Source organism: Pseudoxanthomonas sp. SGT-18, assembly GCF_003931645.1.
In the GTDB taxonomy this organism is placed as follows: Bacteria; Pseudomonadota; Gammaproteobacteria; order Xanthomonadales; family Xanthomonadaceae; genus Pseudoxanthomonas.
Genome location: NZ_RRYJ01000002.1, coordinates 451,287 through 470,711 on the forward strand (window position 1 = coordinate 451,287; position 19,425 = coordinate 470,711).

Consider the following 19,425-nt stretch of genomic DNA (forward strand, 5'->3'; position numbering starts at 1 on the left):
GCGGCGGCTGGCGTGGCCCGGCATTGCCGGGCCGGCCGCCACCCGGCTGGCTCAGCCCCCGGCCAGGCCGGCCCGCCGGGTCTGGGCGCGGACGATCCGCTCCATGGTCCGCAGCGACTTGTCGCCCAGCTGCAGCGCGGTGTCCACCCAGACCTCGGTGATCCGCAGCAATTCCTCGTAGCCGACCGGCTGGCCGATGCCGCGCACCGCGTTCATCGCCAGGTGCGCGTGCGGCGCGCGCTGGTGCTGGCGGATCAGGTCGCGCACCGCGGCCTCGCCTTCGCCCTTGGGCACCAGCACGTCGACCACGCCCAGCCGGTACATCTCCTCGCTGCTGTAGACCTCGCCGCTGAGGATCATGCGCTCGGCCTGGCGCGGGCTGACCCGCTTGCACAGGAAGGAGTAGGCGCCCATGCCCGGGAACAGCCCGAACAGCACCTCGGGCAGGCCCATGCCCACGCCTTCCTCGGCGACGATGGTGTGGCAGGCCAGGGCCATCTCCAGGCCGCCGCCCAGGGCATCGCCCTGGACCAGGGCCACGGTGTGCACGTCGCCGCCGAACCCGGTGTGCACGTGGTGCACGCCCTCCACGCAGCGCTTGGCATAGGCCAGCAGTTGCGCGCGGTCGCCGGCGCGGATCAGGCGCATGAACAGGTCCAGGTCGCCGCCGAGGTTGTAGGCGGAGGCGGCCGAGGCCAGCACGAAATGGCGCAGGCGGCCCGGGACCTGCTGCTCCGGCGGCAGGGTCATGGCGCTCATGTAGCGCCACATGTCCTCCAGCATCTCGAAGCGGCAGCAGGGACGCACGCCGGTGTGCGCGTCGGCATGCATGTAAAGCCAGTGGGCACTGCCGTCCGCCGGGCCCTCGACGCGAATGGTGGGGTATTCGGCGACGCGCAGCTTCTCGATGGTGGTCATGGCCAGTTCTCCGGGTAGGGGTGGTGGACGACGGGCGACGCCGCCCGTACGCGCCGATCCTACCGGCACCGCCGCCCCGGCGGCCGCGGCCGGGCAAAAGAAAAGGCGCGCCCCCCGGGGGCGCGCCTGGTGCGGTCCGGGACGGGCGGGGCCCGCCGGGCTTGCCAGCCTCAGTGCGTGGCCGCGGCTTCCGGCTTGCCGGCCGGGGCCTGGTCGCGCAGTTCCTTGCGCAGGATCTTGCCGACGTTGCTCTTCGGCAGCTCGTCGCGGAACTCGATGTGGCGCGGCTGCTTGTACCCGGTCAGGGCCTGGCGGCAGTAGGCCTTGATGTCCTCGGCCGTCAGCGCCGGGTCCTTCTTGACCACGAACAGCTTGACCGCTTCGCCGGAACGCTCGTCCGGCACGCCCACGGCGGCCACCTCGAGCACGCCGGGCATGGCCGCGACCACGTCCTCGATCTCGTTCGGGTACACGTTGAAGCCGGAGACCAGGATCATGTCCTTCTTGCGGTCGACGATGTAGACGAAGCCCTTCTCGTCGATCCGGGCCATGTCACCGGTGCGCAGCCAGCCGTCGGCGTCGATGGCCTTGGCGGTCTCCTCCGGGCGCTGCCAGTAGCCCTTCATCACCTGCGGGCCCTTGATGCACAGCTCGCCGATCTCGCCCAGCGCCACTTCCTTGCCGTCCTCGTCCTTGATGCAAACGTCGGTCGAGGGGATGGGCAGGCCGATGGAGCCGTTGAACTCCTTCAGGTCCAGCGGGTTGATGCAGGCCGCCGGCGAGGTCTCGGTCAGGCCGTACGCCTCCACCAGGGTCACGCCGGTGACCTTCTTCCAGCGCTCGGCCACGGCGCGCTGCACCGCCATGCCGCCGCCCAGGGTGATCTTGAGCTTCGAGAAATCCACCTCGTCGAAGCCGGGCGTGTTGAGCAGGCCGTTGAACAGGGTGTTGACGCCGGTGATCGCGGTGAAGCCGGAAGTCTTCAGCTCCTTGACGAAGTTCGGCATGTCGCGCGGGTTGGTGATCAGGTGGTTGAGGCCACCGAGCTCCATGAACACCAGGCAGTTCGCCGTCAGCGCGAAGATGTGGTACAGCGGCAGGGCGGTGATGATCACCTCCTCGCCGGGGCGCAGGTCGTTCGGCCGCAGCCAGGCCGAGGCTTGGCACATGTTCGCCACCAGGTTGCGGTGGGTGAGCATGGCGCCCTTGGCCACGCCGGTGGTGCCGCCGGTGTACTGCAGGAAGGCGATGTCCGACGGATCGATGTCCACCTGCGGCAGCGCGTGGCGCTTGCCGGCGGCCAGCGCGTCGCGGAAGCGCACCGCGCCGGGGATGTCGTACTCGGGCACCATCTTCTTCACGTACTTGAGCACGAAGTTGACGATGGCGCCCTTGGGGAAGCCCAGCATGTCGCCCAGGCCGGTGGTGATCACCTGCTTCAGCGGGGTCTCGGCCAGCACTTCCTGCACGGTGTGGCCGAAGTTGTCGACCACCACGATCGCCGCGGCGCCGGCGTCCACCAGCTGGTGCTTGAGCTCGCGCGCGGTGTACAGCGGGTTGACGTTCACCACGGTCAGGCCGGCACGCAGGATGCCGAAGGTCGCGATCGGGTACTGCAGGCAGTTGGGCATCATCAGGGCGACGCGGTCGCCTTTCTTCAGGCCCAGCTCGCCCAGCAGGTAGGCCGCGAACTGGGTCGCCAGCCGGTCGACCTCGGCGTAGGTCAGGGTCTTGCCGAAGTTGCGGTAGGCGGGGCGGTCGGCGTAGCGGGCGACGGTCGCGTCGAAGACCGCGGCTACAGACCGGTACTGGTCCGGATCGATTTCAGCGGGCACGCCTTGCGGATAGCTCTGCAGCCAGGGGCGATCCGGATTCATTGAGCTCCCTCCCGAGGAGTAGTCTTGCGTCTGCATCAGTTCTGCCACGCCGTGGGTCATGCCGGCGTCCGCTGCGGAGCATACCGTTACGGATGGAAAAGTCGAAGCAGATAGTGCCTATCAATCGATCCGCAAGCCCCGCGTGGCGGGCCCTGGCGCTGCTCTTGCTGCTGTTTCCGGCCGCCGGCTGCAGCCGGGATCCACCGGAAGAACGCTTGCGGGACACGCTTGTGCGGATGCAGCAGGCACTCGAGGAACGGGCCCCGGCGCGGTTCATGGAGTACGTGGCCGCGGACTTCGTCGGCAATGACGGGGTCGATCGTGATGCACTGCAGCAGGCCGTGCGCGCGCAGGTCCTGGCCAACCAGCGTATCGGCCTGGTGCTCGGGCCGGCCGAGGTGGAGATGCGCCAGGGCAGCGCAACCGTACGGTTTTCCGCGCTGGCGACCGGAAGCGGCGGACGCTGGCTGCCCGAGCGCGGCGGCAGCTGGGACGTCACCACCGGCTGGCGCGAGGAGGGCGGCGACTGGCGCCTGCACTACGCCCGCTGGGAGCGGCGCTGAGCCCCGCGGGCCGCCCGGGAAGGAAAAAGCCCCGCATGCGCGGGGCTCTTCCGTGGCGGCGGCGGCTCAGGCCGCCTTGCGGGTGGCCAGCTGGCGCAGCACGTACTGCAGCAGGCCGCCGTGCCGGAAGTACTCCACTTCCTTCGGGGTCAGCAGCAGCACGTGGACCTCGAACTCCACCACGCGGCCGTCGGCCTTGCGCGCGGTGACCTTCGCGCTCTTGCTGGCGCCATCCTGCAGGCCGGAGACGTCGAACACCTCGGTGCCGTCCAGGCCCAGCGACTGCGCGTTCTGGCCGTCCTTGAACTGCAGCGGCAGCACGCCCATGCCCACCAGGTTCGAACGGTGGATGCGCTCGAAGCTCTCGGCGATCACCGCCTTGACCCCCAGCAGGTTGGTGCCCTTGGCCGCCCAGTCGCGCGAGGAACCGGTGCCGTACTCCTTGCCGGCGATCACCAGCAGCGGCGTGCCCTCGGCCTTGTAGCGCATGGCCGCGTCGTAGATCGACATCTTCTCCGGCGGGTTGGAGCCGAAGTAGAGGGTGTTGCCGCCTTCCTCGCCGCCGAAGAACAGGTTCTTGATGCGGATGTTGGCGAAGGTGCCGCGGACCATGACGTCGTCGTTGCCGCGGCGGCTGCCGTAGCTGTTGAAGTCCGCCGGCTGCACCCCGCGCGACTGCAGGAAGCGGCCCGCCGGCGAGTCCTTCTTGATGTTGCCGGCCGGGGAGATGTGGTCGGTGGTGATCGAATCGCCGAACAGGCCCAGCACCCGCGCGCCGTGGATGTCGCCGATCGAGCCGACCTCCATGGTCATGCCCTCGAAGTACGGCGGGTTCTTGATGTAGGTGGAGGACTCGTCCCAGGCGTACAGCTCGCCGTCGGGCGATTCGATGGTGTTCCAGCGGTTGTCGCCCTTGAACACGTCGGCGTAGTTCTGCTTGAACATCTCCGGGCCGATGGTCGAGGCGATGACGTCGCCGATCTCCTTGCTGCTGGGCCAGATGTCGCGCAGGTACACCGGCTGGCCGTCGCTGCCGGTGCCGATCGGCTCGGAGGTCAGGTCGATGTCGGTGGTGCCGGCCAGGGCGTAGGCCACCACCAGCGGCGGACTGGCCAGGTAGTTCATCTTGACCTCGGGGTGGACGCGGCCCTCGAAGTTGCGGTTGCCCGACAGCACCGAGGTGACGACCAGGTCGCCGGCGGCGATGCCGGCGCTGACTTCCGGCGGCAGCGGGCCGGAGTTGCCGATGCAGGTGGTGCAGCCGTAGCCGACGATGTAGAAGCCGACCTTCTCCAGTTCCTCCAGCAGGCCGGCCTTCTGCAGGTAATCGGTGACCACGCGCGAGCCCGGACCCAGCGAGGTCTTGACCCAGGGCTGGCGCTTGAGTCCGCGCGCGGCGGCGTTGCGCGCCAGCAGGCCGGCGGCGACCATCACCGCCGGGTTGGAGGTGTTGGTGCAGGAGGTGATCGCGGCGATCACCACCGCGCCGTCCTTGAGCTTGACCTGCTGGCCGTCGATCTCGATGTGGGCCACGCCCTTGTGCAGGGCCTCGTTGCCGACCGCGGCGGTGCCGCCCTCGGCGATGAAGTCGGCCACCTCCGGGGCGCGGCGGTCGCGGTTGGCAGTCAGCAGGGCCACGTTCTCGCGGTAGTTCTGCTTCATGTCGCCCAGCAGGACGCGGTCCTGCGGGCGCTTGGGGCCGGCCAGCGAGGGGCGCACCTCGCCCATGTCCAGCTCCAGCACCGAGCTGTAGCTGGCGTGCGGGCTGTCCGGGGTGTGCCACAGGCCCTGGGCCTTGGCGTAGGCCTCCACCAGGGCGATCTGCTCCTCGCTGCGGCCGGACAGGCGCAGGTAGGTCAGCGACTCGGCGTCGATCGGGAAGATGCCGCAGGTGGCGCCGTACTCCGGGGCCATGTTGCCGATGGTGGCGCGGTCGGCCAGCGGCAGGTGCTGCAGGCCATCGCCGAAGAACTCGACGAACTTGCCCACCACCCCGTGCTTGCGCAGCATCTGGGTGACGGTCAGCACCAGGTCGGTGGCGGTGGAGCCTTCGGGCAGCTTGCCGGTGAGCTTGAAGCCGACCACCTGCGGGATCAGCATCGAGGAGGGCTGGCCGAGCATGGCCGCCTCGGCCTCGATGCCGCCCACGCCCCAGCCCAGCACGCCGATGCCGTTGATCATGGTGGTGTGCGAGTCGGTGCCGAACACGGTGTCCGGGTAGGCCCAGGCCTCGCCGTCCTTCTCGCCGGTCATCACCACCCGGGCCAGGTTCTCCAGGTTCACCTGGTGGACGATGCCGGTGTTCGGCGGCACCACGCGGAAGCCCTTGAACGCCTTCTGGCCCCAGCGCAGGAAGGCGTAGCGCTCGCGGTTGCGCTCGAACTCGATGCGGCCGTTGATGTCCAGCGCGTCGGGCTTGCCGAACACGTCGACCTGGATCGAGTGGTCGATCACCAGCTCAGACGGGATCAGCGGGTTGATCTGGCTGGCGTCGCCGCCGAGCCTGACCACCGCGTCGCGCATCGCGGCCAGGTCGACCACGCAGGGCACGCCGGTGAAGTCCTGCAGGACCACGCGCGCGGGCATGAACGCGATCTCGGTGTCCGGCTCGGCCTTGGGATCCCAGGTCGCCACGGCCTCGATGTGCTCCGGCAGCACCGTCACCCCGTCCTCGTGGCGGAGCAGGTTCTCCAGCAGGATCTTCATCGAGTAGGGCAGGCGGGCCAGGTCGAAGCGCTCGCCCAGCCGGGGCAGGCTGGCATAGGTGTACGACTTGCCGCCGACGTCCAGGCGGCTGCGGGTGGCGAAGGAATCGCGCATTGCGGGCTCCTCTGGCTGGTGCCGCCGGGGGAGGCGGCTGAAGGTTTCAGCCGGTCATTATTGGCCGGCTGGCATGACAGGACCGTCTTCGCGGGGCCATTGTCGGACAATGCCGGTACGACGGATTGAGTATGCATGAAATGGTATGTATCATGCCCGCATACCGTCAGGTGGAGATTCCACCCATGGAAGCGACCGTGGCCGAACGCGGCCAGATCACGCTGCCCAAGCCCGTCCGGGACGCCCTCGGGCTGACCAAGGGCACGCTGCTGAAGGTGGAGCTGGACGGCAGCCGCATCATCCTGCGCAAGAGCGTGGATGACGCCATTTCCCGCGCCCGCGGCAAGTTCGCGCTGGACGGCTTCGAATCGTCCACCGAGGCGGTGGAGCGCCTGCGCGACGAAGGCGGGGCATGATCGCCGTCGACTCCCCGGTCCTGATCGAGCTGCTCAGCGACGGCCCCCGCGCCGACGCGGTCGAGGCCTGCCTGCGCCAGGCGCTGGTGGGCGGCCGCGTGGTCGTGTGCGGCACCACCCTGGCCGAGCTGTGCGCCGCCCTCCGGGGCGGCGCCGAGGTCCAGGAGGCGCTGGAGGAGATGGGCATCCACTTCAGCGCGCTGGAGGCCAAGTCCGCGCTGCGCGCCGGCGAGATGCACCGCCGCCACCGCCAGCGCGGCGGCCGCCACCGCGGCATCGGCGCCTTCCTGGTCGGCGCCCACGCGCTGCTGCAGTGCGACGGCCTGGTCACCTGGAACGACGCCTTCTACCGCGATTACTTCAAGGGGCTGCGGCTGATCGTGCCGCAGGCCTGATTCACCACCGCTTTCCGTTACCACTCCGGAGTTGTCCATGTTGGAAGCCTATCGCCACCACGTCGCCGAGCGCGCCGCCCTCGGCATCCCGCCGCTGCCGCTGAGCGCGCAGCAGACGGCCGAGGTCATCGAGCTGCTGAAGAACCCGCCGGCGGGCGAGGAGCAGTTCCTGGTCGACCTGCTCACCCACCGCGTGCCGGCCGGCGTCGACGACGCGGCCAAGGTCAAGGCCTCCTACCTGGCGGCGCTGGCCTTCGGCAGCGAGAAGAACCCGCTGATCTCGCGCGAGCGCGCCACCGAGCTGCTGGGCACCATGCTCGGCGGCTACAACGTCTCGCCGCTGATCGAGCTGCTGGACGACACCGTCGTCGGCACCATTGCCGCCGAGGGCCTGAAGAAGACCCTGCTGGTGTTCGACCAGTTCCACGACGTGGAGGAGAAGGCCAAGGCCGGTAATGCCAACGCCAAGGCCGTGCTGCAGAGCTGGGCGGACGCGGAGTGGTTCACCAGCCGCCCGGAAGTGCCGGAGAGCCTGACCATCACCGTGTTCAAGGTGCCGGGCGAGACCAACACCGACGACCTGTCGCCGGCCCCGGACGCCACCACCCGCCCGGACATCCCGATGCACGCCCTGGCGATGCTGAAGAACAAGCGTCCGGACGCGCCGTTCCAGCCGGAAGAGGACGGCAAGCGCGGCCCGATCGGCGAGATCCTCAAGCTCAAGGAGAAGGGCCACCTGGTCGCCTACGTCGGCGACGTGGTCGGCACCGGTTCCTCGCGCAAGTCGGCCACCAACTCGGTGCTGTGGTGGACCGGCGACGACATCCCGTACATCCCGAACAAGCGCGCCGGCGGCGTGTGCCTGGGCGGCAAGATCGCCCCGATCTTCTACAACACCATGGAAGACGCCGGCGCCCTGCCGATCGAGCTGGACGTGTCGAAGATGGACCACGGCGACGTGGTCGAGCTGCGCCCGTACGAGGGCAAGGCGCTGAAGAACGGCGAGGTGATCGCCGAGTTCAAGGTCAAGAGCGAGGTGCTGTTCGACGAGGTGCGTGCCGGCGGCCGCATCCCGCTGATCATCGGCCGCGGCCTGACCGCCAAGGCCCGCGAGTCGCTGGGCCTGGCCCCGTCGACCCTGTTCCGCCTGCCGCAGCAGCCGGCCGACAGTGGCAAGGGCTACACCCTGGCGCAGAAGATGGTCGGCCGCGCCTGTGGCCTGCCGGAAGGCAAGGGCGTGCGCCCGGGCACCTACTGCGAGCCGAAGATGACCTCGGTCGGCTCCCAGGACACCACCGGCCCGATGACCCGCGACGAGCTGAAGGACCTGGCCTGCCTGGGCTTCTCGGCCGACCTGGTGATGCAGTCGTTCTGCCACACCGCGGCCTACCCGAAGCCGGTGGACGTCAAGACCCACCACACCCTGCCGGAGTTCATCTCCACCCGCGGCGGCGTGTCCCTGCGCCCGGGCGACGGCGTGATCCACAGCTGGCTCAACCGCATGCTGCTGCCGGACACCGTCGGCACCGGCGGCGACTCCCACACCCGCTTCCCGGTGGGCATCTCGTTCCCGGCCGGTTCGGGCCTGGTCGCCTTCGCCGCGGCCACCGGCGTGATGCCGCTGGACATGCCGGAGTCGGTGCTGGTCCGCTTCAAGGGCCAGATGCAACCGGGCGTCACCCTGCGTGACCTGGTCAACGCCATCCCGCTGTACGCGATCAAGCAGGGCCTGCTGACCGTGGCCAAGGCCGGCAAGAAGAACATCTTCTCCGGCCGCATCCTCGAGATCGAAGGCCTGCCGCAGCTGAAGGTGGAGCAGGCGTTCGAGCTGTCCGACGCCTCGGCCGAGCGCTCGGCCGCCGCCTGCACCGTGCGCCTGGACAAGGAGCCGATCATCGAATACCTCAACAGCAACATCGTGCTGCTGAAGAACATGATCGCCGAGGGCTACCAGGACGCCCGCACCCTGGCCCGCCGCATCCGCAAGATGGAGGAGTGGCTGGCCAACCCGCAGCTGCTGGAGCCGGATGCCGACGCCGAGTACGCGGCGGTGATCGAGATCGACCTCAACGAGATCGTCGAGCCGATCGTGGCCTGCCCGAACGACCCGGACGACGTGAAGACCCTGTCCGAGGTCGCCGGCACCAAGATCGACGAGGTGTTCATCGGCTCGTGCATGACCAACATCGGCCACTTCCGCGCCGCGGCCACGCTGCTGGAAGGCAAGCGCGACATCCCGACCCGCCTGTGGGTCGCGCCGCCGACCAAGATGGACGCCTCCGAGCTGACCAAGGAAGGCCACTACGGCACCTTCGGCGTGGCCGGCGCGCGCATGGAAATGCCGGGCTGCTCGCTGTGCATGGGCAACCAGGCGCAGGTGCGCGAGGGCGCCACGGTGTTCTCCACCTCGACCCGCAACTTCCCCAACCGCCTGGGCCGCAACACCAACGTGTTCCTGGGCTCGGCGGAGCTGGCGGCGATCTGCTCGCGCCTGGGCCGCATCCCGACCCGCGAGGAGTACCTGGCCGACATCGGCGTGATCAACGAGAAGGGCGCCGAGATCTACCGCTACATGAACTTCGACCAGATCGAGGAGTACCGGAAGACGGCCGAGACCGTGGCCGCCTGATCCATCCGGCAGCCGCAACCGCGAACGCCCGGCCCCGTGCCGGGCGTTCGCTTTTTGCGGGTCCGCGCGAGCCGGCCCGCGGATCCGCGGCGGCGAGCCCGATCCGCACCGGAAGGGGCGGGACGCGTCAGCCCGGCGGCGTGGCCGGATCCCCCGGCAGGCGGATGTCCACCAGGCGCCAGCGCAGGCCCTGGCGCTGCAGCTCCCAGACGCTGGTGGTGCCAGGCGCGTGGCGCACGGTGACCGTTGCCCGCGAAAGTGACTCGTAGCGCAGGCGTGCGTCGTGCAGCGGCCGCGCCGGCTCCACCGACCAGGCTTCGCCGGGACCGCGGTCGCGGCCGCCCAGCCGCTGCCACAACACATGGCCCTGCAGCAGCGCGGCCACGCCTTCGGGCGTGGCGGCCAGCTCGATGCCTGCACCAGCCAGGCTGCCGGCGGCGGCCACGGCCAGCGCGCCCAGCGGATGCGAAGCCAGCCCGGCGCCAGCCGCGCGCGCCAGCCGGTCCTGGACCTGGGCGCGCAGGTTGGCCTGCAGTTGCGGGAAGTCGACGTGGCGGGCGAGGGCGACGGTGTCGCGCCGTTCCAGCGCATCGGCGATGGCGCGCACGGCCAGCCAGGGCCCGGCGGCGATCCACGCCGCCAGCAGGAGCAGGGCGGCCACGGCCGTTGCCGGCAGCAGGGCCCGGCGACGCCGGCGGTGGCTGGAGGCGGGCATGCGTCAGAACTCCAGGTCCAGCGCCGCGCAGAGGTAGTCCATGAACGGACCCAGCGCGGCCAGGTCCTTCTCCAGGGTCGCGCGCAGGCGCGGGCCGGTCATGGTGGCGTCCTCCAGCGGGCGCCAGAACACCCAGTTGCGGTGGCGCAGGTCGTCGATGAACTCGAACTCCGCGGGGAAGCCGCGCGGCGTGCGCACCAGCATCTCCGAGTGGTCGAGGTCGAAGCGGCGGCGGAAGGCAGGATCGTGCGCGGCGCGGCGCCAGGCGCCGGGGTTTTCGAAGATGAACTGGCGGACCCTGCGCTGGGTATCCGGCTCGGGGTGCCAAAGGCCGGCGCCGACGAAACTCTCGCCGGGCTGCAGGTGGATGTAGAACGACGGCGCCGCCACTTCGCGCCGGCGCTCGTGGAACAGGCGCGCGCCCTGCCAGGTCTTGTATGGCGACTTGTCGCTGGAAAAGCGCGCGTCGCGGTGGATGCGGAACAGCGAGCCACCCACCGGGCGCGGGTCGGCGCGGAAGTGCGGGCTGATCGCGGCCAGTGCCGGCTGCAGGTCGGCGACCAGGCGCAGGAACGGCTGGCGCACGTGCTCCTCGTAGTCGGCGCGGTGCGCCTGGAACCAGGCTTTCTCGTTGTGTCGCGCCAGGCCGCGCAGGAAGCGCAGGCTGGCCTCGCTGAAGTAGCTGCTCATAATCCGTCCTGCAGTGCGCGGCCCCAGGCTTCCAGCTGGTCCAGCAGCACCAGGCGCTGGCCGTCGCCGGCATGGGCCGCGCGCAGCGTGGCGATCTCGGCGTAGAACGTGTCGAAGGTGTACTCGGACAGGCCGCTGTCGGCCTGCAGGCGCAGGCGCCGGTAATCGTCCCAGCGGCTGCGCTCGTCCGCGCCGAGGGTTTCCGGCCAGTTGCGGGCGCGGTAGCGGAACAGCAGCTCCGGCAGGCGCGGATCGCGGAAATCGAAGGCGCGGCGGCCCAGCTCGGCCGGGGCGGTGGCGCGCACCTGGGTGCACAGGCGGCGGTCGCCGTCGCCGCAGAAGCCCGAGTACAGCGAGCCGTCCACGTCCTCCTGGCCGGCCTCGCGGGTGCCGGCATAGACCTGGCGGGCCTTCTCGGCTAGCTCCGGGCCGTGCGCGCGCAGGCGCGCGGCGCGGGCCAATACCTGGTCAGGGTCGATGCCCAGGCGCTGGAAGTCCGGCGCGCGCAGGTGCGCCCACGGCACCAGCATCGGCGAACGGTTGAGGTGGACTTCCTTCAGCGGCACCCGCGCCACGCCCGGCGGCAGGTCGGCCACCGGCGTGTACAGGCGGTCGGCGATCTCCTCCGGGCCTTGCTCCAGCAGCGCGTCCACGTCGCCGTCCAGGTCGAACACGATCACCCGGTTGTTGATGTGCGGGTGCACGGCCAGCGGCAGCACCACCGCCGCGCACAGGCGCGCGGCCGGGTAGCGCTGGGACACGTGCAGCACCGGCTGCATGGCGAAGGTATCCAGCAGGCTGGCGGCATGGCGCTTGTCGCGCAGGCGCAGGGCGTAGTCCCACAGGCGCGGCTGCGCGCGGCGCAGCAGCCGGGCCATGCCGATGGTGGCGAACACGTCCGACAGCGCCTCGTGGGCATCGCCCTCGCGCACGTCGTTGGCCTCCGCCAGGTGTTCGAGCCGGAACGAGGTGGCGCCGTCCTCGCGCTTCGGCCAGGCGATGCCGTCCGGGCGCAGGGCGTGGGCCAGGCGCAGCACGTCCAGCAGGTCCCAGCGCGAATTGCCGCCGCGCCACTCGCGCTCGTACGGGTCGAAGAAGTTGCGGAACAGGGTGTGGCGCACGAACTCGTCGTCGAAGCGCAGCGAGTTGTAGCCCAGGGTGCAGGTGCCCGGGCGCGCCATCTCCTCGACGATGCGCGCGGCCGCCTCGGCCTCGCTGATGCCTTCGCGCGCGGCCTGTTGCGGGGTGATGCCGGTGATCAGGGTGGCCGTCGGCGAGGGCAGCAGGTCGTCGGCCGGCCTGACGAACAGGCTGATCGGCTCTTCCACGACCTGCAGCTCGCGGTCGGTGCGCACGGCGGCGAACTGGGCGATGCGGCTGCGGCGCGGGTCGGCGCCGAAGGTCTCCAGGTCGTAGAACAGGAAGCTGTCGGTCATGGTGCCGGTATTGGACGCGGCGCGGCGCCATGCCGCAAGCCCGCGACGCCGTCGCGGCGCGTGCGGCGCCGGCTCAACGCGCGCCTTCCAGCTCGGGCAGCTCGGCGTGGATGCGCCGCGCCAGCGCGTCCCAGTCGATGCCGGACAGGTCGCTGCGCCCGGCGGTGGCTTCCACCAGGATGCGCCGCTGCAGCTGGCTGCGCGCGTGCGCCAGCGCGTACGGGACGCGCATGAAGGTGACCATGGTGTAGTGCGGGACGAAGCGGGTGGGATGGCGCGCCTGCAGGGCCTGCTCCAGCTCGCGCTGCAGCAGGAAGTCCGGGTCGTCCACCCGGTCGCGCATCTCGACGTAGTTCTCCAGGGCCATGGCCTGGATCGCCGCGGCGTTGGGCTTGCGCTCGGCCTCGAACGCGGCGAACGCGTCCTCCAGGGTGGCGTGCCGGTCCATCGCCTCGGCCAGGGCCACGCAGTCCTCGAACGCGCAATTCATGCCCTGGCCGTGGAACGGCACCATGGCGTGCGCGGCGTCGCCCAGCACCACCGCGCGCCCGCCCATGTGCCAGGTGTCCAGGTACAGGGTGCCGAGCAGGCCCGGCGGGTGGTTCTCCCAGTCGCGCTCCAGGTCCGGGATCAGCGGCAGGGCATCGGGGAAGTCGCGCTGGAAGAGGGCGCGTACCTCGGCGCCGCTGCGCACGCTGGCGAAGCACGGGTCGCCGCTGCCGGGCGCGGCGTGGTTGGGCAGGAACAGGGTGACGGTGAAGGTGCGCTCGTCGTTGGGCAGGGCGATGCACATGTAGCGGCCGCGCGGCCAGATGTGCAGGGCGTGCGGCTCGATCATGAAGCCGCCATCCGGCGCCGGCGGGATGGTCAGCTCCTTGTAGGAGTGGTCCAGGAACTCGGTGCGCTCGCCGATCCCGGCGCGGCGGACCATCTCCGCGCGCAGCGCCGAGCCAGCGCCGTCGGCACCAATCAGTACCTGGAAGCGGATGTCGTGCGGCTGGTCGTCGCGGTCGTCGATCAGGCGCGCGTAGCCGGCGTCGAAATCCACCGTGTGCAGGCGGCGGTGGAAGTGGATGCTGGCCCCGGCGCGCTCGGCCGCCTGCAGCAGGGTCATGTTGAGGTCGGCGCGGTGCACCGACCAGATCACCTCCGAGTCGTCGCGGCCGTAGCGCTGCAGCATGGTGCTGCCGTCCAGCGCGTGCACCATGCGCCCGCGCATCATCACCGCCTGGCGCATCACCGCTTCCTCGACCCCGGCCACGCGCAGGGCGTGGCGGCCGCGCTCGGCCAGGGCCAGGTTGATCGAGCGGCCGGATTCGTAGCCCTTGATCCGCGGGTCGCCGCGGCGCTCGTAGATGGTGACCTTCCAGCCGCGCTGCGAGAGCAGGATCGCCAGCAGGCAGCCGGCCAGGCCGGCGCCGATCAGGGTCAGGGAGCGGGAATCGTTGCTGTCCAAGCGGGGGGATTCCTGTGCATCCGCGCGCGGCGTGGGCGGCGCCGACGCGGTGCGCGGGGTGGGGGGGGCGGGGCCGCGCGGTCAGGCGGAACGCCAGCGTTCCACTTCCTCGACCAGCGCCAGCACTTCGGCGTAGCGGTTGTACAGCGGTACCGGGGCGATGCGGATCACGTCCGGCTCGCGCCAGTCGCCGAGGAAGCCGCGCTCGCGCAGGTGCTCGAACAATGCCCGGCCGCGCTCGCGGCCGCCGGTCACGCGCAGCGACAGCTGGCAGCCGCGGCGCTGCGGATCGGCGGGGGTGACCACCTGCAGGGTATCGGCCAGGCGTTCGTGGATCAGCCGCTCGAGCAGGCCGGTGAGGCGCTCGGACTTGGCGCGCAGCGCGGCCATGCCGCCGGCGCGCTCGAACTGCTCCAGCGAGGCGCGCAGCGGCGCCATCGCCAGCACCGGCGGGTTGGAAAGTTGCCAGCCCTCCGCGCCCGCGGCCGGCACGAACTCCGGCGCCATGCGGAAGCGGGTGGAGGCCTCGTGGCCCCACCAGCCGGCCATGCGCGGCAGCCCGGCGTTGCCGTGGCGCTGGTGGACGAAGCAGCCAGCCACCGCGCCGGGGCCGGCATTGACGTACTTGTAGTGGCACCACACCGCGAAGTCGGCGCCGGCGTCGTGCAGCGCCAGCGGCAGGTTGCCGACGGCGTGGGCCAGGTCGAAGCCGGCCCGGGCGCCCTGGGCGTGCGCCAGCGCCGCGATCCGCGCCAGGTCGAAGGCCTGGCCGGTGCGGTACTGGATGCCGGGCCACAGCACCAGGGCCAGGCGCGGGCCATGCGCGGCGATGGCCCGGGCGATGGCTTCGTCCGACAGCGTGCCGTCGGGTTGGTCGGCCTCGACCTCGACCAGGCACTGCGCCGGGTCCAGCCCGTGCAGCCGGATCTGCGATTCCACCGCGTGGCGGTCGGAGGGGAAGGCGCCGGCTTCCATCAGCACGACGCTGCGCCGGGCGTCGGGGCAGTAGAAACTGGCCAGCATCAGGTGCAGGTTCACCGTCAGCGTGTTCATCGCCACCACTTCCTCCGGCAGCGCGCCGACCAGGCGCGCCAGCGGATCGCGGACCAGGCGGTGGTAGTCCATCCACGCGGTGTCGCCGTTGAAGTGGCCTTCCACCGCCTCGGCGGCCCACTTGTCCAGCACCTCCAGCACGTGCGCGCGCGCCGCGCGCGGCTGCAGGCCCAGCGAGTTGCCGACGAAGTAGTGCTGCTCGCCGCCGCCGTGGGGCGGGATCAGGAACTCGTCGCGGAAGCCGCGCAGCGGGTCGGCGGCGTCCAGTTCGCGCACCTGCGCGGCGATGTCGCTCATCGGGCCTCCTCCACGGCCGGGCGCGGCGCGGCGGCGCGCGGCGGATGCACGTGGCCGCACTGGCCGCAGGTGCGCCTGTCGAGCGAGCCGTAGAAACGCTCGAACACCGGGGGGAAGTCGCGCTCGATGTCCTGCAGCTGGAAGAACTCCTCGTACAGCTTGTGGTTGCAGCGCTCGCAGTACCACAGCAGGCCGTCGCGCTCGTGCGCCAGGCGCTTGCGCTCCACCACCAGGCCGACACCGCCGGCCATGCGCTGCGGCGAATGCGGCACCCGCGGCGGCAGCATGAACACCTCGCCGGCGCGGATCGGGATCTCGCGCAGCGAGCCGGGGCCACCCTCGCGGTTTTCCTGCACCCGCAGCACCATCTCGCCTTCCAGCTGGAAGAACCACTCCGGGCCCTCGTCCCAGTGGAAGTCGGTGCGCGCGTTCGGGCCGCCGACCACCATCACGATGAAGTCGCCGTCGTGGATGCACTTGTTGCCCACGGGGGGCTTGAGCAGGTGGCGGTGTTCCTCGATCCAGGCCTGCAGGTTGATCGGGGCGGAGAACATGGCGGCTCTTGCTGGGGAAGGGGTCAGCGCAGTTCGTGGTCCTGGCGGATCCGGGCCAGGGCGGCCTCGTACTTCGGCTCCAGGTCCTCGATCCGGTCCACGTCCATGCCCAGGTGGTGGACGCGGCCGTCGCGCAGGCTGTAGACCCAGCCGTGCACGGTCAGTTCCTGGCCACGGTCCCAGGCGTCGCGGATCACGTGGGTCTTGCACACGTTGACCACCTGCTCGAGCACGTTGAGCTCGCACAGGCGCGCGTGCTGCAGCTCGGTGTCGCCGGCCTGGTGCAGGCAGTCGGCGTGGTGCTCGGCCACGTCGGTCACGTGGCGGATCCAGTTGTCGACCAGGCCCAGGCGCTGGCGGGTCAGCGCGGCGTACACGCCGCCGCAACCGTAGTGGCCGACGACGAGGATGTGCTTGACCTTCAGCACGTCCACCGAGAACTGGATCACCGACAGGCAGTTGAGGTCGGTGTGCACGACCACGTTGGCGACGTTGCGGTGGACGAAGACCTCGCCCGGGGCCATGTCGATGATCTGGTTGGCCGGCACGCGCGAGTCCGAGCAGCCGATCCACAGGTATTCGGGGGCCTGCTGCTTGGACAGGCGGGTGAAGAACTCCGGGTCCTCGGCGCGGACGCGCTCGGACCAGGCGTGGTTGCGGAGGATCAGGTCGTGGAGGTCTTCGCTCATCGCCGCATTATCTACGAGCCGGGCGCGCGCGACACGTTCACCCCCGGCGCCGCGCCAGGCGTTCAGCCATCAGCGCGGCAACCCGTGCCGCATCCTCGCCGGGCAGGGCGCGCAGGCCGTCGATCGCGCCCTGCACATTCGCTGGCGGATGGTTCTGGTTGAGCTTGAACTTCAGCTCGATCCGCTGCGCGCGGAAGCGGAAGCCGACGATGCCGCGCAGCTGCGATCGCTGGCGCGGATCGGCGTGGTCGTAGGCCCAGTCGCCGCCAACCTCGCGCTCGAAGCGTTCGCCCAGCCGCGCGACCAGGCCGGCGAGCGCGGCTTCGTCGGTGAACGGCTCCAGCGTGCCGTACAGGTGCGCGGCGGCGTAGTTCCAGGTCGGCACCCGCGCCGCTTCCGCCTTGTCCGGATACCAGCCGGGGGGGATGTAGTGGTGCGGGCCGTGCACGATGGCGAGCGCCTGGCCGCCATGTCCCGCCTGGGGATTGGGGCCCGCCCAGTGGCCCTCCAGTTCCACGGCCTCGCCTTGGCGGCGGTAAAGCACCGGCAGGTGCGAGGCGAACGGCAACCCGTCGCCGCCGCTGGTGACCAGGGTGACGAACGGATCGCGCGCCAGCAGGCCGTCGAGCCCCGCCAGGTCGGTTTCGGCGAAGGCGCGCGGCGCGTACATGGCTCAGGCCCGCTTGCCCAGGCTCAGCGTCATCAGGGGGATCAGGGCGGCGTCGTCCGCGGCCCGCGGCGGGGCGACCTCGTCCAGCGAGAAGCCGCGCTCCAGCGCGTCCTCCTCGTCCAGGCCGCCGAACTCGACGAAGCCGGCGTCCAGCAGCATCGAGCGGGCGGTGTCCTCGCTGTCGTAGGCGTGCACGGTGCCGGCGTGGTCCAGGACCTCGGCGGTGCCGGCCTCGCGCTCGCGCAGGCGGGCCCAGTGCAGGGTGCGGCCGAGGGTGGCCAGCCACCAGGTGTCGTGTGTCATGGGCTTGCCTCCGAGACCAGCCAGAGCAGGGCGGCCATGGCCAGCCCCGCGAAAACGGTGATGAGCGCGACCCGGGCCGGGGTGGCCAGGCCGCTGAGGGAACGGTCGCCGACGGCGCGGTAACGCCCGCTGAGCAGCCAGGCCAGCGCCGCCGGCGCCAGGAACGCGCCGGCGCCGAAGTCGGCCGCGGTGCCGGCGTGGCGATCGCGGATGTGGACCAGGGTCAGCGGCCAGAAGATCACGAAGGCCGTTGCCCCGGCGATGGCCACGCCCACGAAGCAGAGGGCAAGGAATAGGAGCATGGGGCGTGATTGGTGGTTCGTGACTGGTGGATGGCGGCCCGCTGGCCCCGGGGGAGCGCGCGGGCCACGCGGATCAGAACTCGGCGTTGCCGGGCGCGCGGGGGTAGGCGATGGCGTCGCGGATGTTGGACAGGCCGCAGGTGTAGACCACCAGGCGCTCGAAGCCCAGGCCGAAGCCGGCGTGCGGCACGCCGCCGTAGCGGCGCAGGTCGCGGTACCACTGGTAGTGCTCGGCCTCCAGGCCGAACTGGGCCATGCGCGCGTCCAGCACGTCCAGGCGCTCCTCGCGCTGGGAGCCGCCGATGATCTCGCCGATGCCCGGGGCCAGCACGTCCATCGCGGCGACGGTCTTGCCGTCGTCGTTCAGGCGCATGTAGAAGGCCTTGATGTGCTCGGGGTAGTTCATCACCACCACCGGGCGGCCGACGTGCTCCTCGGTCAGCCAGCGCTCGTGCTCGGTCTGCAGGTCCAGGCCCCATTCGACCGGGAAGTCGAACTTCCTGCCGGAAGCCTGCAGCAGCTTGATCGCTTCGCTGTAGTCGATGCGCTCGAACGGCGAGTTGACGAACGACTCCAGGCGGGTGATCGCGTCCTTCTGCACCCGCTCGGCGATGAAGGCCATGTCGTCGGCGCGTTCGGACAGCACGGTGCGGAACAGGTACTTGAGGAAGTCCTCGGCCAGGTCGGCGTCGTCGTTGAGGTCGGCGAAGGCCACCTCCGGCTCGATCATCCAGAACTCGGCCAGGTGGCGGGTGGTGTTGGAGTTCTCGGCGCGGAAGGTCGGGCCGAAGGTGTAGACCTTGCTCAGCGCCAGGGCGTAGGCCTCGACGTTGAGCTGGCCGGACACGGTCAGGAAGGTTTCCTTGCCGAAGAAATCGCGGGAGAAGTCGACCTCGCCGTCCTTGGTGCGCGGCAGGTTGGCCAGGTCCAGGGTCGAGACCCGGAACATCTGGCCGGCGCCCTCGGCGTCGGAGGTGGTGATGATCGGGGTACTGATCCAGTAGAAGCCGCGCTCGTGGAAGAAGCGGTGCACGGCCTGGGCCAGGCAGTGGCGGATGCGGGTGACCGCCCCGAACAGGTTGGTGCGCGGGCGCAGGTGGGCGTACTCGCGCAGGTATTCCAGCGAGTGCTGCTTGGGCTGCATCGGGTAGGTCAGCGGGTCCTCGACCCAGCCGACGACCTCGATCCTGGAAGCCTGGATCTCGAAGCTCTGGCCCTGGCCCTGCGACGGCACCAGGGTGCCGGTGGCCACCACCGAGCAACCGGTGGTCAGGTGCTTCACCTCGGATTCGTAGTTGGGCAGCGTGGCCGGGGCCACGACCTGGATCGGGGCGAAGCAGGAGCCGTCGCTGACGTTGACGAAGCTCAGTCCCGCCTTGGAATCGCGCCGGGTACGCACCCAGCCGCGTACCGTGACCTCGCCGCCGGCGGCCACCTTGCCCGCGAGTGCATGTTCGACGCTGACCACCGTCATGGCTTGAATCCTTGTGTCGTGGAGCCCAACTGGAAGGGCGGAAGTGTAGCGGTTGCAAGCGGTGGCAGGCGAGGCGCCGTGCCGTCCGGCCCGCTGCGTTCCAGTCCCCGGGCCGCGGCCCGGGCCGCAGGCGCCTATAATGGGCATGCAGTTTTCCGGAGGTTCCGC

General features: G+C 70.6%; 18 protein-coding genes. 4 read left to right on the forward strand and 14 right to left on the reverse strand.

The window, feature by feature from the left end:
* Positions 1 to 51: 51 nt before the first annotated feature.
* Both EIM47_RS05100 and EIM47_RS05105 read right to left on the reverse strand, forming a co-directional pair.
* Complete coding sequence (locus tag EIM47_RS05100; protein WP_028915635.1) at positions 52 to 918, reverse strand: crotonase/enoyl-CoA hydratase family protein; 867 nt, start codon at positions 916 to 918, stop codon at positions 52 to 54.
* Positions 919 to 1,088: 170 nt separating this feature from the next.
* Complete coding sequence (locus EIM47_RS05105; protein ID WP_125076301.1) at positions 1,089 to 2,795, reverse strand: long-chain fatty acid--CoA ligase; 1,707 nt, start codon at positions 2,793 to 2,795, stop codon at positions 1,089 to 1,091.
* A 92-nt stretch (positions 2,796 to 2,887) separates the two neighbouring features.
* Here EIM47_RS05105 and EIM47_RS05110 point away from each other — a divergent pair, with 92 nt between their 5' ends.
* Complete coding sequence (locus tag EIM47_RS05110) at positions 2,888 to 3,358, forward strand: nuclear transport factor 2 family protein (RefSeq protein ID WP_240626160.1); 471 nt, start codon at positions 2,888 to 2,890, stop codon at positions 3,356 to 3,358.
* Between the two features lie 66 nt (positions 3,359 to 3,424).
* Here the strand turns inward: EIM47_RS05110 and acnA are convergent, their stop codons facing one another.
* Entirely contained in the window at positions 3,425 to 6,178 is a 2,754-nt protein-coding gene (gene acnA / locus EIM47_RS05115) for an aconitate hydratase AcnA (RefSeq protein WP_125076302.1), read from the reverse strand.
* Between the two features lie 185 nt (positions 6,179 to 6,363).
* Between acnA and EIM47_RS05120 the strand changes: the two genes are divergently transcribed.
* Genes EIM47_RS05120 through acnB form a run of 3 tightly spaced genes read left to right on the forward strand, consistent with a single transcriptional unit; the run spans position 6,364 to position 9,618 of the window.
* Positions 6,364 to 6,594: an AbrB/MazE/SpoVT family DNA-binding domain-containing protein gene (locus EIM47_RS05120; RefSeq protein ID WP_019398793.1), complete on the forward strand. Its 231-nt coding sequence runs from the start codon at positions 6,364 to 6,366 to the stop codon at positions 6,592 to 6,594.
* A complete protein-coding gene (locus tag EIM47_RS05125) occupies positions 6,591 to 6,989 on the forward strand; it encodes a type II toxin-antitoxin system VapC family toxin (protein WP_019398794.1) in 399 nt (132 codons plus the stop codon). The genes EIM47_RS05120 and EIM47_RS05125 overlap by 4 nt, the downstream gene beginning before the upstream one ends.
* A 37-nt stretch (positions 6,990 to 7,026) precedes the next feature.
* On the forward strand, positions 7,027 to 9,618 hold the full coding sequence (gene acnB / locus EIM47_RS05130; RefSeq protein ID WP_125076303.1) for a bifunctional aconitate hydratase 2/2-methylisocitrate dehydratase: 2,592 nt from the start codon (positions 7,027 to 7,029) through the stop codon (positions 9,616 to 9,618).
* 127 nt (positions 9,619 to 9,745) lie between these two features.
* Here acnB and EIM47_RS05135 read toward each other — a convergent pair whose 3' ends face one another.
* The 11 genes from EIM47_RS05135 to asnS form a co-directional block, all read right to left on the reverse strand.
* Positions 9,746 to 10,333, reverse strand: a complete 588-nt coding sequence (locus tag EIM47_RS05135; RefSeq protein WP_125076304.1) for a DUF2939 domain-containing protein — start codon at positions 10,331 to 10,333, stop codon at positions 9,746 to 9,748.
* A 3-nt stretch (positions 10,334 to 10,336) separates the two neighbouring features.
* Positions 10,337 to 11,023 (reverse strand): DUF2461 domain-containing protein, encoded by a 687-nt coding sequence (locus EIM47_RS05140; RefSeq protein WP_125076305.1) that lies wholly within the window; start codon positions 11,021 to 11,023, stop codon positions 10,337 to 10,339.
* Positions 11,020 to 12,459, reverse strand: coding sequence for an exodeoxyribonuclease I (gene sbcB, locus EIM47_RS05145; protein ID WP_125076306.1), 1,440 nt, complete (start codon positions 12,457 to 12,459; stop codon positions 11,020 to 11,022). The genes EIM47_RS05140 and sbcB overlap by 4 nt, the downstream gene beginning before the upstream one ends.
* Before the next feature lie 73 nt (positions 12,460 to 12,532).
* Positions 12,533 to 13,915: an NAD(P)/FAD-dependent oxidoreductase gene (locus tag EIM47_RS05150; RefSeq protein WP_205948687.1), complete on the reverse strand. Its 1,383-nt coding sequence runs from the start codon at positions 13,913 to 13,915 to the stop codon at positions 12,533 to 12,535.
* An 81-nt stretch (positions 13,916 to 13,996) separates the two neighbouring features.
* Positions 13,997 to 15,265: a kynureninase gene (kynU, locus tag EIM47_RS05155; RefSeq protein ID WP_125076307.1), complete on the reverse strand. Its 1,269-nt coding sequence runs from the start codon at positions 15,263 to 15,265 to the stop codon at positions 13,997 to 13,999.
* A complete protein-coding gene (locus EIM47_RS05160; RefSeq protein ID WP_019398963.1) occupies positions 15,262 to 15,819 on the reverse strand; it encodes a 3-hydroxyanthranilate 3,4-dioxygenase in 558 nt (185 codons plus the stop codon). The genes kynU and EIM47_RS05160 overlap by 4 nt, the downstream gene beginning before the upstream one ends.
* 23 nt (positions 15,820 to 15,842) lie before the next feature.
* Entirely contained in the window at positions 15,843 to 16,508 is a 666-nt protein-coding gene (gene can, locus EIM47_RS05165) for a carbonate dehydratase (protein ID WP_028915626.1), read from the reverse strand.
* A gap of 37 nt (positions 16,509 to 16,545) precedes the next feature.
* Positions 16,546 to 17,178 (reverse strand): FMN-binding negative transcriptional regulator, encoded by a 633-nt coding sequence (locus EIM47_RS05170; RefSeq protein WP_125076308.1) that lies wholly within the window; start codon positions 17,176 to 17,178, stop codon positions 16,546 to 16,548.
* A 3-nt stretch (positions 17,179 to 17,181) separates the two neighbouring features.
* On the reverse strand, positions 17,182 to 17,481 hold the full coding sequence (locus EIM47_RS05175) for a hypothetical protein (RefSeq protein ID WP_019398966.1): 300 nt from the start codon (positions 17,479 to 17,481) through the stop codon (positions 17,182 to 17,184).
* Entirely contained in the window at positions 17,478 to 17,783 is a 306-nt protein-coding gene (locus EIM47_RS05180) for a hypothetical protein (RefSeq protein WP_019398967.1), read from the reverse strand. The genes EIM47_RS05175 and EIM47_RS05180 overlap by 4 nt, the downstream gene beginning before the upstream one ends.
* Positions 17,784 to 17,856: 73 nt before the next feature.
* Positions 17,857 to 19,257, reverse strand: coding sequence for an asparagine--tRNA ligase (asnS, locus tag EIM47_RS05185; RefSeq protein WP_019398968.1), 1,401 nt, complete (start codon positions 19,255 to 19,257; stop codon positions 17,857 to 17,859).
* Positions 19,258 to 19,425 lie beyond the last annotated feature (168 nt).

Bases quoted from the DNA above. Each gene is read 5' to 3' on its own strand.
- EIM47_RS05100 (WP_028915635.1), bottom strand. From the start codon at position 918: ATGACCACCATCGAGAAGCTGCGCGTCGCCGAATACCCCACCATTCGC.
- EIM47_RS05105 (WP_125076301.1), bottom strand. From the start codon at position 2,795: ATGAATCCGGATCGCCCCTGGCTGCAGAGCTATCCGCAAGGCGTGCCC.
- EIM47_RS05110 (WP_240626160.1), top strand. From the start codon at position 2,888: ATGGAAAAGTCGAAGCAGATAGTGCCTATCAATCGATCCGCAAGCCCC.
- acnA (WP_125076302.1), bottom strand. From the start codon at position 6,178: ATGCGCGATTCCTTCGCCACCCGCAGCCGCCTGGACGTCGGCGGCAAG.
- EIM47_RS05120 (WP_019398793.1), top strand. From the start codon at position 6,364: ATGGAAGCGACCGTGGCCGAACGCGGCCAGATCACGCTGCCCAAGCCC.
- EIM47_RS05125 (WP_019398794.1), top strand. From the start codon at position 6,591: ATGATCGCCGTCGACTCCCCGGTCCTGATCGAGCTGCTCAGCGACGGC.
- acnB (WP_125076303.1), top strand. From the start codon at position 7,027: ATGTTGGAAGCCTATCGCCACCACGTCGCCGAGCGCGCCGCCCTCGGC.
- EIM47_RS05135 (WP_125076304.1), bottom strand. From the start codon at position 10,333: ATGCCCGCCTCCAGCCACCGCCGGCGTCGCCGGGCCCTGCTGCCGGCA.
- EIM47_RS05140 (WP_125076305.1), bottom strand. From the start codon at position 11,023: ATGAGCAGCTACTTCAGCGAGGCCAGCCTGCGCTTCCTGCGCGGCCTG.
- sbcB (WP_125076306.1), bottom strand. From the start codon at position 12,459: ATGACCGACAGCTTCCTGTTCTACGACCTGGAGACCTTCGGCGCCGAC.
- kynU (WP_125076307.1), bottom strand. From the start codon at position 15,265: ATGAGCGACATCGCCGCGCAGGTGCGCGAACTGGACGCCGCCGACCCG.
- EIM47_RS05160 (WP_019398963.1), bottom strand. From the start codon at position 15,819: ATGTTCTCCGCCCCGATCAACCTGCAGGCCTGGATCGAGGAACACCGC.
- can (WP_028915626.1), bottom strand. From the start codon at position 16,508: ATGAGCGAAGACCTCCACGACCTGATCCTCCGCAACCACGCCTGGTCC.
- EIM47_RS05170 (WP_125076308.1), bottom strand. From the start codon at position 17,178: ATGTACGCGCCGCGCGCCTTCGCCGAAACCGACCTGGCGGGGCTCGAC.
- EIM47_RS05175 (WP_019398966.1), bottom strand. From the start codon at position 17,481: ATGACACACGACACCTGGTGGCTGGCCACCCTCGGCCGCACCCTGCAC.
- EIM47_RS05180 (WP_019398967.1), bottom strand. From the start codon at position 17,783: ATGCTCCTATTCCTTGCCCTCTGCTTCGTGGGCGTGGCCATCGCCGGG.
- asnS (WP_019398968.1), bottom strand. From the start codon at position 19,257: ATGACGGTGGTCAGCGTCGAACATGCACTCGCGGGCAAGGTGGCCGCC.